This window comes from Brachybacterium sp. sponge, assembly GCF_001613775.1.
Taxonomy (GTDB): Bacteria; Actinomycetota; Actinomycetes; order Actinomycetales; family Dermabacteraceae; genus Brachybacterium; species Brachybacterium conglomeratum.
This window is the reverse complement of record NZ_LRMP01000001.1, coordinates 1,064,633-1,077,311: the sequence shown is the minus strand read 5'-3', so window position 1 is coordinate 1,077,311 and position 12,679 is coordinate 1,064,633. Positions and strand designations below refer to the sequence as shown.

Sequence of the window (12,679 nt, the reverse complement as noted above, 5' to 3'; positions counted from 1 at the left end):
CGGCCATCGCGGCTGAGATCCGAGGCACCTGGGCGTACCGGCGACATCGGGCTCGACCGGTCAGATCCGGCCGCACCGAGCGGGCCGGATCGCGCCATACTGGAGGCTCCCCGCGCGGAAGGACGGCTATGACGACGAGGACCCTGCTGGTGGGCTGCGGGCGCCTGGGCCTGCGGGTGGGCGACCTGCTGCTCGCTGATCAGGACGAGAGAGGTCGTCACGAGGTCCTCGGGCTGCGCCGCGACCCGAGCTCCCTGCCGCCGGGGTTCGTGCCCGTCGCCGCCGATCTCTCCGCCGCCCTCCCCACCCCGCTGCCGCGGGTCGATGCCATGGTCATCACCCTCACCCCGTCGGCCGCCCCGAGCTATCGCGAGCCTCTCGCGCATCTCGCGGCCGCGCTGCCCGAGGTCCCACGGCGCACGGTGTTCGTCTCCTCCACCCGGGTCCTCGAGGGATACGACGCCTCGCGTCCGCTCACCGAGGCGGACCCCGCGCGACCGCGCTCCGACCGCGCCCGCGTGCTGATCGAGGGCGAGGAGACGGCGCGCGAGCTGTTCGGAGCGGTGATCCTGCGCCCGGCGGGGATCTACGGACCCGGCCGGAACCGTCTAATCCGGACCGTCCTCGAGGGGCGCCCGGTCGAGCACGGTCGTCGGACGAACCGGATCCACGAGGCCGATCTCGCCCGCGCGATCCTCGCACTGCTGTCCTCGCCCGCACCGCCGGCGCTGCTCCATGCGACGGACGGCGCACCCGCCCTGCTCGGCGAGGTCGTCACGCATCTCGCGCAGCGTCTCGGCGTGCCCGCGCCGCCGCGCACGTCAGCGGATCCCGGGGCAGGCACCGTGCTGGAGGCGACCGCGCTGCACGAGCTGCTGGGCGAGCTCGAGTTCCCGGACTTCCGGGCGGGATACGACGCGATGCTCTGAACGCGGGCGCTCAGCCGGTCACCAGGTGCGCGACCACCGGCAGCGTCACCGTCATCGCGAGCGCGTTCAGCACCATCGCGGCACTCGACCAGCCGCCGGAGACCGTCGACTCCCCCAGCACCCGCGAGGTGCCGATCCCGTGAGAGGTCAGGCCGATCGCGAAGCCGCGCGCCCGCTCGTCGCGGACACGCACCAGGCTCAGCAGCGCCGGCCCCACCACCGCGCCGAGCGTGCCGGAGACCAGGGTCAGCACCACCGCGAGCGGCACCGACGCCCCGAGACTCTCCGCGATCGTGAGGCCGACGGGCGAGGTGACCGAGCGCGGCAGCGCGGCGCGCAGCGTCGACTCGTCGGCCCCGAGCGCGACCATCGCGGCGACGGTCACCGAGATGCTCACGATCCCCGCGACCACCAGGGTTGCGAGCACGGCCGGCGCCGAGGCGAGCAGCGCGCGGCCGTTGCGCAGCAGCGGCAGGGCGAGGGCGACGGTCGCGGGGCCCAGCAGGAGCGTCAGCAGCGCGACCTGCTCGAGGTAGAGGGCGTAGGGCATCCCGGTCAGCTGCAGCACGGTCGCGATCACCACCACGCTGACCAGCACCGGGGAGAGCAGGCCGGGACGGCCCAGCCGGTGGTACAGCCCGTAGGACAGCAGGTATACGACGAGGGTCAGGGTGAGGCCGAAGACCGGCAGCTCGTACAGCGCGCTCATGCGCGGGCACCTCCTGCGGCCGCCGACGGTCCGGCCCCGCCGTGCCCCGGCGACCTGCCGGGGCCGTCCGTCCCGTCGGCCGGAGGCGGGGCGTCGGGACCGCCCGCCTCACCCCGTCGGCGGTCCTGGCGGCGCAGCAGCGCCTGGAGCATCAGCCCGGAGATCACCAGCGCGAGCACGAAGGAACCGCCCACGGCGAGCGCGAGCGGGAGCGCGTTCGCGGCGAGGGTGTCCAGCTCGAGCAGGATCCCCACACCGGGCGGGACGAACAGCAGCTGCAGGTGCGCCAGCAGCGGGGTCGCCGCGGGCTCCGCGGCGCGGAGCACACCGCGGGTGGGCCGGAGGATCCCCAGCAGCGCCAGCAGCACGATCCCGAGCACCACCCCGGGCACGGGCAGGTCGAGCAGCGCCGTCGCGGCCAGGCCCGCCATCTGCGCGAGCAGCAGGACCACGAGGCCGAGCAGCACGGGAGGCAGGAGGGCGGCGCGTGACATCCGGCAAGGGTAGCCCGCACCGGGGCGCCTGCCCCGATGTGGTTCGTGCCGCACGAGCGGTGGATCACGCACGTCTTGCCGCGCGGGGGCGGGCTGTCACAGCGTGGAGGGCTCATTTCGGCGCATCGGTCGCGTCTCGCGGGGACGGTGCGCGATCGAGACCGCCCGCTGAGGCTCGCCCGGTCGCTCCCCTCGACCCCTCGGAGGTGACCGGGTTGCCCAGCCCGCTCGACAGCACCCTCAGCCGACGCACCGCGCTCCGCGGCTTCGGCGCCCTCGGCCTCACCGCGGCCGGACTGCTCGCGTCCACGCAGGCCCATGCCACCGGCGACCTCGTGGTCGTCGACCAGATCGGCACCGGTCCGTGGGACACGGAGAACTGCGGCCCCACCTCGACGGTCATCGCCATGGTCGCCGCGGGCCGGAAGGTCCCGCACTACGTCTCGGGCGAGAAGGGCACGACGGTGGGCGGCAACCGCAAGGCGGTCATCGAGATGCGGGCCCGCTGCGGCCTGTCCCCGTGGGGCGAGCCCGAGGAGAAGACCGTCGACTACACGGGTGCCTATCTCGGCGACCTCGAGAACGGCCTGCGGGACGCGGGCGCCCGCGCCACCCGCGCCCGGTTCGAGGAGGGGCTGGAGGCCGCCGCGCGCGGAAAGGTCGTGATACTGCACGTCCACCACGGCCGGCTGCTCGGCGAGGAGGAGGCCGACTACGGCCACTTCGTCGTCGCCCAGGGCGAGGACGAGAACGGGAACCCGCGCGTCTCCGATCCGGGCCGCGCCCAGGAGATCGGCATCACCACCTACTCCCCCGACCGGCTGCGCCACGCCCGCCAGGGCCTCGCCACGGTCGTCAGCTGACTCCCGGCCGGGCCGGCCCCTCGCCATACTGGCGGGATGACCCTTCGGTTCCCGCTGCGCGGCCCGCGTCTGGACCTGCGCCCGTTCACGGTCGACGACGCCGCGGCCGCGCACCGCGTCTACGGCGATCCGGAGGTGATGCGCTTCGTCGGCGACGGCGAGCCCGCTTCCCCGGAGCGGACCGCGCAGATGCTCGCCGACTACGCCGCCCACCAGGCCCGGCACGGCTTCGCGTTCTGGGCCGTGATCGAGCGTGCGAGCGGCGAGCTGATCGGCGATGCGGGTCTGGAGGTCACCGACCAGGGCGTCGAGCTCGGGTACACGCTGGCACAGGACCGGTGGGGCCGCGGGCTCGCGACCGAGGCGGGGCGGCTGTGCGTGGAGGCGGCCGACGGGCCGCTCGGGCTGCGCCGTCTCGTCGGCCTCGCGGACCTCGCGAACCCGGCCTCGGCCACGGTGCTCGCCCGGCTCGGCTTCACGGACGACGGGATCGTCGACGCCTACGGCCGGTCGCACCGGCGCTTCGTCCGGGAGCGCTGAGGCGGGGCCGGTCAGCCCGCCGGCGTGGTCACGCGCCCGTGCGACCAGGCGCCTCCCTCGCGCCGGTAGCCGACGCGCACGTGCTTGCGGTCCAGCCGCGACTGGGTGAACTCGTACCAGGCCGGCTGCAGCGCGTAGACCTGCCAGTCCGGGTTCGGGGAGCCGTCGTAGGAGGGGCGCGAGGCCCAGTCGGTCTGCGAGGTCGCCTCGTCCAGCACCACGACCCCGCCGCCCACCTGCACCTGCCTGCCGCTCTCGCGCCAGAAGAAGGTCATCGCGGCGCGGGGGTCGGCGGCGAGCTGCTCGCCCTTGCGGGAGGTGCGGTGGGTGGAGACGAGCAGGCCGCGGGCGTCGAGGTCCTTGAGGATGAGGGTGCGGCCGACGGGCGCTCCGCCGTCGAGGGTCTGGAAGGTCATGGCGTGCGGCTGGCGGGCGCCGCTCGCGATCGCGTCCTCGAGCCAGTCGAGGAAGAGCACGGCCGGGTCCTCGGGGACGGAGTCAGGGTCGAGGCCGGGCATGTCCTCGGGGAAGGACGGCAGGGCGCGGAGGCGGTCGGCGAGTTCGCTCATGCCCGCCATCCTCGCGCCGCCGGCCCCAACGCTCAACCCGGTGCCCGGGCAGGGACACCTCGCCCCCACCGACCGGTCGCGCGGAGCGCTGGCTGGGGCAGATACCTCCAGGCACACCCCGGCTCAGGTTTTGCTGCCCGCAGGACCGATGCGACGCGCGACATAGGTCCTGGGCGCAGCAGAACCTGTCGATCCGACGGCCCCGCCGCTCACCCCAGACCCCGGCACACCATCGAGACGTAGCTTTGGTGCTCTCTCCGGGCATATAGAGCACCAAAGCAACGTCTCGATGGGCAAAGTATGGGGACGGCGGGCCTTCCAGGGCCGAGGGGGTCGACGGGGCCGCCGGAGGGGGATCAGCCGAGGAAGATGCCGTTGCCCGGGCCGAGCGGCAGGTCCGCGAAGAAGAAGACCGCGAGGATCACGGTCCACACCAACCAGAACGGGACCACGAAGGGCAGCATCCGCGCCATGAGCGAGCCGAGGCCCGCGCCGGGCTCGTACTTCCGCAGCATGCCCAGCAGCACGATCATGTACGGGTTCATCGGCGTGATGACCTGGGTGGCGGAGTCGCCCACGCGGAACGCGGCCTGGGTGAAGGCGGGCTCGTAGCCGATCAGCGCGAACATCGGCACGAACACCGCGGCCATGATCGCCCACATGCCGGAGCCGGAGATGATGAACAGGTTCAGGCAGCTGGCCAGCAGGATGAAGCCGAGCACCGCCGGGAAGCCGGTCAGGCCGATGCCCTCGAGGGCGGCGGCGCCCGTCACGGCGATCCAGGTGCCGATCCCGGACCAGTTGAACAGGGCGATGAAGTTGCCCAGGATGAAGGCGAGCACCACGAAGGGCAGCATCTCCTTGAGCGACTCGGTCATCATCGCCACCGCGTCCTTGGTGCTGCGCAGGGTGCCGACCACGATGCCGTAGGTCAGGCCCAGCACGATGAAGTAGGCGACGACCAGGAACACGATGGAGTCCAGCAGCGGCGACTCGGGCAGGAAGCCGCCGTCCTCGTTCCGCCACGGCGAGGCGGGCACCAGCGTCGCCGCCAGCACGATCGCGGTGAGCACCACGGCGGCGATCACGGCGGCGATCAGGCCCTTGTTCTCCGTCGGGCTCAGCTCGGCGCGCATCTGCTCGGCGCTCTCGCCGCTGGTGGCGACCTCGCCCTCCTCGGTGATCTCGTCGCGGCCGATGCCCTGGCGGTTCAGCCGCGGCTCCAGGATCCGGTCGATGATGAAGCCGGCGACGAAGCCGAGCACCAGCGACGAGGCGATGTTGAAGAACCAGTTCGAGACCGGGTTCACGGAGGTGAACTCGAAGTCCGGTAGCGCGTCCATCACGGAGGTGGTGATCCCCGCGAACAGCGCGTCCAGCGAGGTGGGGAAGATGTTGGTGGAGTAGCCGGCGCCGGCGGCGGCGAAGCCGCCCAGCAGGCCTGCGACGGGGTGTCGCCCGGCGGCCTTGAACACGAGCGCGGCCAGCGGCGGGACCACCACGAAGGCCGAGTCGGCCATGATCGAGGAGACCACGCCCACGAAGCCCACCACGTAGGGGAGCATCCACGACGGCGAGGAGCCGAACAGCTTGCGGATCGCGGCGGCGAGCAGCCCGGAGTGCTGGGAGATGCCGATCGCGAGCAGGATCGGCAGCACCGTCACCAGCGGCGGGAAGCCGATGTAGTTCTCGCCGATGGTGGTGGTCAGCCAGGTCAGGCCCTCACCGGTGAACAGGCCCTTGATCACCGTGGCCTCGTCCGAGCCGGGCACCGTCACCTCCACGTCCGCCCAGGCCATGGCCGTGGAGACCACGCCGGTGACGGCGAACAGGATGAGGAACAGCATGAAGGGCTCGGGCAGCTTGTTGCCCGCCCTCTCGACGCCGTTGAGGATCTTGTCGGTCAGGCCGGTCTTCGCCGGGGGCGCGGGGGTGGCGCTCATGGGGACTCCCAGGTGGTGCGGTTCGAGGTCGGGGCCGGAGGAGGGGGCGCCCGACGGGACGGTCCGGGACGGGGACGGAGGTCGGGCGGCGCCGACGGCCGACTCGTCCATCGGCCGCCGACGGCGGGCGGGGAACGGTGTCAGTCGAAGAAGGAGGGCACGTCGATCGCGCCCCCGGCCTGCGCGAACTCCTCGGCGACCGCGGCGGCGAGCGCCGGGTCGTGGAGGACGTCGAGCAGGGTCGCGGCGAGGCCGTGGGCCCCGTCGGTCGCTGCCGCGCGGGCGGCGGCCGAGGTGGACTCGGCCGCGAACTCGCGGGTGTGCAGGGCGACGTCGGCCGGGGCGATGCGGATCAGCGGATGCATGCCGGGCAGGCGGTAGCTGACGTTGCCGAAGTCGGTGGAGGCGGCGAGCGTCGTGGAGACCACGCCCAGCGGCAGCGGGTCGCGGCCGCGGCGGCGCTGCGCCTCGACCCAGCGGCCGGTCAGCGCGTCGTTGGTGCGCACCGGCAGGGAGGGCGGGTGGCGGTCCCAGGAGACGGTCACGCCGACGCCGGCCATCAGAGCCGCACCGTGGGCGACGTCCTCGACCCGGCGCGAGAGGTCCTTGAGGGTCTCGGGGCGCTGGGAGCGGACGTACAGGTCGAGCTTCGCGTGGTCGGGGACGACGCTGGCCCGCTCGCCGCCCTCCCGGATCACGGCGTGGATGCGGTCGCTGGGCGGGGTCTGCTGGCGCATCAGGCCGATGCCCTGGTACATCAGGCTCGCCGCGTCCAGGGCGTTGCGGCCCATGAACGGCTGCGCGGAGGCGTGGGCGGTGTGGCCGTGGAATTCGACGGTGAGGGTGCGCCGGCCCAGCCACACCTGGTCGGCCAGGTCGTAGCCCGGGTAGCCGTGCGCCATGACCGCGGCGTCGAGCCCGTCGAAGGCGCCCTGGCGGGCCATGTACTCCTTGCCGGTGTGGCCCTCCTCGGCGGGCGTGCCGAGGTAGACGACGGTGCCGGGCACGGCCGAGGGGTCCTTCTTCGCGAGCTCCGCGAGCCCCAGGAAGGCGCCCAGACCCATCACGGCGATGACGTTGTGGCCGCAGCCGTGGCCGATGCCGGGCAGGGCGTCGTACTCGGAGAGCACCGCGACGGTCGGCGCGTCGGCCGCTCCGGCGCCCTCGCCGCGGATCTCCGCGCGGATCGCGGTGTCCAGGCCGTGTACTCCGAGCTGCGCCTCGATGCCGTGGCCCTCGAGGATCTTCACGATCGCGGCGGCGGAGCGGTGCTCCTCGAAGGCGACCTCGGGATGCTCGGCGAGGTCGATCATCAGGTCGACGAGCTCGGGGCCGGCCTTGTCGACCTCCTCCTCGAGCCGGGAGCGCAGCGCCTCCGGGGCGCCGATGTGGTCGGAGCCGGGGTGGCGCTGCGTGCGCAGAGCCGCCTCCCTCTCCTCGTCGAGCTGGTGCATGTAGGCGGTGGACGGCTCGGTCGAGGTGGAGCCGAGCCGCACGGGGGACGGTTCAGACATGGGCCCGAGCGTAACGGTCGGAGCGCGTCTCCTCGTGCGCGCCTGCCGCCGGTTGCGGGGTCGTGACATGCAGGGCGGGTGGGCCTCGTCGCACCGGTACAGGCGCGCTCCCCCATCGCCGACGGCTCAGGCGTAGCGTTTCGATCCCGCCCCGCGCCGCCCTCGTGAGAAGAGGCCCTTGACATGTCACAGCTCAGCGAACTGCTCTCCCCGTCCACGATCCTCCTGGACGCCGATGCCGCCGACTGGCGCGAGGCGATACACCGCTCCGGCGAGCTGCTGGTCTCCACCGGCGCCACCGACCCCGCCTACACAGAGGCGATGATCCGCACCGTCGAGGAGCACGGCCCCTACATCGTCATCGCCCCGGGATTCGCGCTCGCCCATTCCCGGCCCGACGAGTCGGTGCATCGCACGGGGATGTCGTTCGTGCGCCTGGCGGAGCCGATCGCCTTCGGCAACGCGGCCAACGACCCCGTCACGCTGGTCATGGCGCTGGCTGCGGCGGACAGCTCCGCGCACCGCGAGGCGCTCGCGGCCCTCGCCGGGGTGCTCGCCGACCCGGCCCGCCGTTCCCTGCTCGACGCGGCGCGGACGCGAGAGGACGTGCTCGCAGCTCTCGGGGCCGACGGCACTGGTCCGGGCGAGAGGTCGGCAGAGGACTCGCGGTCCGGCGCCGAGGCCGGGACCGACACCGGCTCCGGCACGGGCGCCATGGTCGATGCCGACGCCGTACCCTCGAAGAAGCTCCTGCTCACGGTGTGCGGGAACGGGCTGGGCACCAGCCTGTTCCTGAAGAACACGGCCGAGCAGGTCCTGGAGCGCTGGGGCTGGTCCTCGCATCTGGACGTGCAGGCCACCGACACGATCTCTGCGAAGGGCCGCGCCAAGGACTCCGACGCGATCCTCACCTCCGGTGCGATCGCGGACACCCTCGGCGAGGTCGGCGTGCGCGTCGAGGTGATCGAGAACTTCACCTCGCAGGCGGAGATCGACGCGGCCCTGCGCCGCATCTACGCCGTCTGACGCGTCCTCCCCTTCCGACCTGTCGGCCGCCCCTCCCCCGTCCCCACTCCCCGGAGAAGAACCATGAACGTGCTCGTCACGGTCGCCGAGTTCCTCGTCAACGAGGTGCTCTCCGTCCCCGCCTATCTCATCGGCATCATCACCGCGATCGGCCTGATCGCGCTGCGCAAGTCCGTCGGCCAGGTCGCGGGCGGCGCCCTGAAGGCCGTGCTCGGCTTCCTGCTCATCGGCGCGGGCGCCACGCTCGTCACCGCCTCCCTCACCCCGCTGGGTGTGATGATCCAGGGCGCGCTCGGTGCCCAGGGCGTGGTCCCCACCAACGAGGCGATCGCGGGCATCGCGCAGGAGGAGTTCGGCGCCCAGGTCGCCTGGCTGATGATCCTCGGCTTCGTGGTCGCGATCCTGCTCGCCCGCTTCACGCCGCTGCGCTACGTCTTCCTCACCGGCCACCATCTGCTGTTCATGGCCACCCTGATCACGATCGTGATGGCCTCGGCCGGGATGCCGACCGTGGTCGTGGTGGTGCTCGGCGCGGTGCTGCTGGGCATCCTCATGGTGGCCCTGCCCGCTCTCGCCCAGCCCTGGACCCGGCGGATCACCGGGGACGACTCGATCGCGATCGGTCACTTCGGCACCGCCGGGTACATCGCCGCGGGCACCGTCGGCCGACTCGTCGACCCCAAGGGGCGCAGCCGCTCCACCGAGGACCTCAAGGTCCCCGAGTCGCTCCGCTTCCTGCGCGACTCCATGGTCGCCACCGCTCTGTCGATGGTGCTGATGTATCTCGTGGTCGCGATCGCGTTCCTGGCGCGCTCCGGGCAGGAGACCGCCTTCGGCGCCTTCGAGGGCGGGGCCACCGGGGTGGGCAACTACCTCATGCAGTCGGTGACCCAGGGGCTGCAGTTCGGCATCGCGGTGGCCGTGATCCTGTTCGGCGTGCGCACGATCCTCGGCGAGCTCGTCCCCGCCTTCCAGGGCATCGCCGCGAGGGTCGTGCCCGGTGCGATCCCGGCCCTGGACGCCCCGATCGTGTTCCCCTACGCGCAGAACGCGGTGCTCATCGGGTTCCTCTCCAGCTTCGCGGGCGGTCTCGTGGGCCTGCTGGTGCTCGGCGTGTGGCTCGGGCCGGTGCTCGGGCTCGCGCTGATCCTGCCGGGCCTGGTGCCGCACTTCTTCACCGGTGGCGCCGCGGGCGTGTACGGCAACGCCACCGGCGGCCGACGCGGCGCGGTCGCGGGCGGATTCGTCAACGGCCTGCTGGTCACCTTCCTGCCGGCGCTGCTGCTGAAGGTGCTGGGCACCTTCGGCTCCGCGAACACCACCTTCGGCGACACCGACTTCGGCTGGTTCGGCATCCTCATCGGCTATTCGGCGCGCACCGGGGTGCTGCCCGGGATCGTGCTGCTGGTCGTCGTCGGCGCCCTGATCCTCGGCGGCGCGATCCTGATGCAGCGCCGCGTGGTCGACGGCGGCTGGGACCCCTCGCCCGCCCGCGTCCCCGTCGGCGCCGCTGCGGGGACGGGAGCGGACGGCCGTGCCGACGATTCGCCGGGCGCCGCGGCCGACGGCCGCACCGCCGCCCGCTCGGGGACGAGCCACCCCCGGGTCGCCCCGCCCGTCGGCGCGCCGACGCCCCCGCCGCCGCCCGCCGACTGACCCGGAGCAGGCCCGGTCCCTCGGCGTCGCGACGCCCCGTCGCACCCCGGGCCGGGCCGGGCCGGTGCGGTACCGCGCCCGATTCGTCGCACGGGGCACGACCCGGCGGTCGACTCCGCTCCGCGCGCGTCCATCCCTCTGGACGGTACGATCCCCCCACGGTGCCCCGCGGCGATCCCGCACCGCGCCGTGCGTCGGACCGCCCATCCCTGCGGTCCAGGGCCGTCTCCCGCGGCCGTCGCGCCGTCGACCCCTCAGGCGGCGCATCTTCCCCGGGTCGCCGACGTCGTCGACCTCTCTCCCCCGCGCCATGACCGGCGCAGCTCACCCGGAGGCTCATCGTGAGTGCACCAACCCCGTCCGCCGGCGCCGCCCCCCAGAGCGCCGATCGCGGTGCGTTCCGCGGCCGCACCGCCTTCATCTTCGCGGCCATCGGCTCCGCCGTCGGCCTCGGCAACATCTGGCGCTTCCCCGCGGTCGCCTACGAGAACGGCGGCGGCGCGTTCATCCTGCCGTATCTCGTCGCGCTGCTGACCGCGGGCATCCCGCTGCTCTTCCTCGACTACGCGATCGGGCACCGCTGGCGCGGCTCCGCCCCCGCCGCCTGGCGCCGCTTCCGCCGCTGGACCGAGTTCATCGGCTGGTGGCAGGTGCTGATCGCCCTGATCATCGCCCTGTACTACGCGCTGATCCTGGCGTGGGCGACGAACTACACCATCTTCTCCCTCGACCAGCGCTGGGACTCCCACCCCGAGGGGGCGGCGGGCTTCTTCGGCGAGTACACCCAGGCTCTCGGCGGCGCCGACGCGACCATCTCCTTCGACTACGTCCCCGCGGTGCTGATCTCCATGCTGGTGGTGTGGATCGCGGTGATCGTCGTGATGGCGCTCGGCGTGCAGAAGGGCATCTCCGCCAGCGCGGTCGTGTTCATCCCGCTGCTGGTGGTCATGTTCATCATCCTGGTGGTGCGCTCGCTGTTCCTGCCCGGCGCGATCGACGGACTGGATGCCTTCTTCCGCCCGAACTGGGCCGCGCTCACCGATCCGGGCGTGTGGATCGCCGCCTACGGGCAGATCTTCTTCTCGCTCTCGGTGGCGTTCGGCATCATGCTCACCTACTCCTCCTACCTGAAGAAGAAGACCGACCTCACCGGCTCCGGCCTGGTGGTCGGATTCGCGAACTCGAGCTTCGAGATCCTCTGCGGCATCGGCGTGTTCTCGGCGCTGGGCTTCATGGCGCAGGCCCAGGGCGTCGCGGTCGACGAGGTGGTCGTCGCCGGTGTGGGCCTGGCCTTCATCGCCTTCCCGACGATCATCTCCGAGGCCCCGGCCGGCGCGCTGATCGGCGTGCTGTTCTTCGGCTCGCTGGTGCTGGCCGGCTTCACCTCGCTGATCTCGATCGTGGAGGTCGTGATCGCCGCGGTCCAGGACAAGTTCGGCCTCGCCCGCGTCTCCTCGACCCTGCTGGTGTGCGTGCCGATCGCGATCGTCTCCACGGTCCTGTTCTCCACGACGATGGGCCTGCCGCTGCTGGACGTGATGGACAAGTGGGCCAACGAGTACGGCATCGTCGCGGCGGCGCTGGTCTCCTCGCTGGTCGTCGCCTTCGTGGTGCGCGGCATGCCGACCCTCCGCGACCACCTGAACTTCCGCGGCACCTTCCACATCGGCCGCTGGTGGTACGCGTGCGTGGCGATCATCGCCCCGCTCGTGCTCGGCATCTCGCTGATCATCAGCACCGTCAGCCTGCTCACGGCCGACGGCACCTACGAGGGCTATCCGGGCTGGTTCGTGCTGACGTTCGGCTGGCTGATGGCGATCGGCCTGGTCGTCGTCGCGGTGATCCTCTCGCTGATCCCGTGGCCGGCCGGCTCCAACCTGTACAAGGACGACTCCGACGGCGACCCGATCGCCCCCGAGGTCGTCTCCGGCAAGGGCCTGGTCACCACCTCCGAGGCGACCACGCCGCACGAGCTGCGCTCCGCCGGCTTCTGAGGTGCGAGGTGCCGGGCGGAGATCCGCCCGGCACCTCGTCCCCGACGAGCTGCACTCGGCGCCTCCCCGCACCACCGCTAGCCCCGTCCTCCGCCGGCACCGCACCGGCCCGCTCGACTCACCGCCGGTCCCGCACCGGCCCGTTCCCCAGGAGGGATCATGTCCGTCCCCGCCATCATCATGATGATCGTCGCGATCGTCACCGTCTGGGGCGGCCTCGTCGCCGCCGTCGTCAACCTCCGCCGCCACCCCGACGCGGGCGAGGAGGACTGACCCCGGCCGCAGGCCTCAGGTCGGCCCGCTCTGCAGACGCATCCCGTCGGCCGAACCTGTCGACTCATGGCGCAGGGGCGACCACTATGCCTATATAGGCGTACTGGTCGCCCCTGCGCCATCTCCTGACCATCCCGGCTCCACGAGGGTGCCCGGGCCGCAGCCGACG

General features: G+C 72.6%; 12 protein-coding genes. 7 read left to right on the top strand and 5 right to left on the bottom strand.

Annotated elements, in window-relative coordinates; all coding sequences use genetic code 11:
• The first annotated feature begins 128 nt into the window (after positions 1-128).
• Complete coding sequence (locus tag A4A78_RS04745) at positions 129-929, top strand: sugar nucleotide-binding protein (RefSeq protein ID WP_062947223.1); 801 nt, start codon at positions 129-131, stop codon at positions 927-929.
• 10 nt (positions 930-939) lie between these two features.
• Here A4A78_RS04745 and A4A78_RS04740 read toward each other — a convergent pair whose 3' ends face one another.
• A complete protein-coding gene (locus tag A4A78_RS04740) occupies positions 940-1,638 on the bottom strand; it encodes an LrgB family protein (RefSeq protein WP_062947222.1) in 699 nt (232 codons plus the stop codon).
• On the bottom strand, positions 1,635-2,132 hold the full coding sequence (locus A4A78_RS04735) for a CidA/LrgA family protein (protein ID WP_062947221.1): 498 nt from the start codon (positions 2,130-2,132) through the stop codon (positions 1,635-1,637). The genes A4A78_RS04740 and A4A78_RS04735 overlap by 4 nt, the downstream gene beginning before the upstream one ends.
• A 215-nt stretch (positions 2,133-2,347) precedes the next feature.
• Here A4A78_RS04735 and A4A78_RS04730 point away from each other — a divergent pair, with 215 nt between their 5' ends.
• The gene (locus A4A78_RS04730) at positions 2,348-2,995 is read left to right on the top strand and encodes a hypothetical protein (RefSeq protein ID WP_062947220.1); all 648 of its coding nucleotides are present in this window, start codon (positions 2,348-2,350) and stop codon (positions 2,993-2,995) included.
• Between the two features lie 36 nt (positions 2,996-3,031).
• Complete coding sequence (locus A4A78_RS04725) at positions 3,032-3,535, top strand: GNAT family N-acetyltransferase (RefSeq protein ID WP_062947219.1); 504 nt, start codon at positions 3,032-3,034, stop codon at positions 3,533-3,535.
• An 11-nt stretch (positions 3,536-3,546) separates the two neighbouring features.
• Here A4A78_RS04725 and A4A78_RS04720 read toward each other — a convergent pair whose 3' ends face one another.
• The 3 genes from A4A78_RS04720 to A4A78_RS04710 form a co-directional block, all read right to left on the bottom strand.
• The gene (locus A4A78_RS04720; RefSeq protein WP_062947218.1) at positions 3,547-4,104 is read right to left on the bottom strand and encodes a pyridoxamine 5'-phosphate oxidase family protein; all 558 of its coding nucleotides are present in this window, start codon (positions 4,102-4,104) and stop codon (positions 3,547-3,549) included.
• Positions 4,105-4,460: 356 nt separating this feature from the next.
• A complete protein-coding gene (locus A4A78_RS04715; protein ID WP_062947217.1) occupies positions 4,461-6,047 on the bottom strand; it encodes an AbgT family transporter in 1,587 nt (528 codons plus the stop codon).
• A 140-nt stretch (positions 6,048-6,187) separates the two neighbouring features.
• Positions 6,188-7,561 (bottom strand): M20 family metallopeptidase, encoded by a 1,374-nt coding sequence (locus A4A78_RS04710; RefSeq protein ID WP_062947216.1) that lies wholly within the window; start codon positions 7,559-7,561, stop codon positions 6,188-6,190.
• Positions 7,562-7,744: 183 nt separating this feature from the next.
• Here A4A78_RS04710 and A4A78_RS04705 point away from each other — a divergent pair, with 183 nt between their 5' ends.
• The 4 genes from A4A78_RS04705 (at position 7,745) to A4A78_RS17435 (ending at position 12,510) form a co-directional block, all read left to right on the top strand.
• Positions 7,745-8,587, top strand: coding sequence for a PTS sugar transporter subunit IIA (locus A4A78_RS04705; RefSeq protein WP_062947215.1), 843 nt, complete (start codon positions 7,745-7,747; stop codon positions 8,585-8,587).
• A 63-nt stretch (positions 8,588-8,650) separates the two neighbouring features.
• A complete protein-coding gene (locus A4A78_RS04700; protein ID WP_062947214.1) occupies positions 8,651-10,243 on the top strand; it encodes a PTS ascorbate transporter subunit IIC in 1,593 nt (530 codons plus the stop codon).
• 341 nt (positions 10,244-10,584) lie between these two features.
• Entirely contained in the window at positions 10,585-12,237 is a 1,653-nt protein-coding gene (locus A4A78_RS04695) for a sodium-dependent transporter (protein ID WP_062947213.1), read from the top strand.
• Positions 12,238-12,396: 159 nt separating this feature from the next.
• Positions 12,397-12,510, top strand: coding sequence for a methionine/alanine import family NSS transporter small subunit (locus tag A4A78_RS17435; RefSeq protein WP_082835184.1), 114 nt, complete (start codon positions 12,397-12,399; stop codon positions 12,508-12,510).
• Positions 12,511-12,679 lie beyond the last annotated feature (169 nt).

Excerpts from the sequence above, each read along its gene's own strand:
- A4A78_RS04700 (WP_062947214.1), top strand. The coding sequence starts at position 8,651 with ATGAACGTGCTCGTCACGGTCGCCGAGTTCCTCGTCAACGAGGTGCTC.
- A4A78_RS04725 (WP_062947219.1), top strand. The coding sequence starts at position 3,032 with ATGACCCTTCGGTTCCCGCTGCGCGGCCCGCGTCTGGACCTGCGCCCG.
- A4A78_RS04720 (WP_062947218.1), bottom strand. The coding sequence starts at position 4,104 with ATGAGCGAACTCGCCGACCGCCTCCGCGCCCTGCCGTCCTTCCCCGAG.
- A4A78_RS04715 (WP_062947217.1), bottom strand. The coding sequence starts at position 6,047 with ATGAGCGCCACCCCCGCGCCCCCGGCGAAGACCGGCCTGACCGACAAG.
- A4A78_RS17435 (WP_082835184.1), top strand. The coding sequence starts at position 12,397 with ATGTCCGTCCCCGCCATCATCATGATGATCGTCGCGATCGTCACCGTC.
- A4A78_RS04745 (WP_062947223.1), top strand. The coding sequence starts at position 129 with ATGACGACGAGGACCCTGCTGGTGGGCTGCGGGCGCCTGGGCCTGCGG.
- A4A78_RS04705 (WP_062947215.1), top strand. The coding sequence starts at position 7,745 with ATGTCACAGCTCAGCGAACTGCTCTCCCCGTCCACGATCCTCCTGGAC.
- A4A78_RS04735 (WP_062947221.1), bottom strand. The coding sequence starts at position 2,132 with ATGTCACGCGCCGCCCTCCTGCCTCCCGTGCTGCTCGGCCTCGTGGTC.
- A4A78_RS04710 (WP_062947216.1), bottom strand. The coding sequence starts at position 7,561 with ATGTCTGAACCGTCCCCCGTGCGGCTCGGCTCCACCTCGACCGAGCCG.
- A4A78_RS04740 (WP_062947222.1), bottom strand. The coding sequence starts at position 1,638 with ATGAGCGCGCTGTACGAGCTGCCGGTCTTCGGCCTCACCCTGACCCTC.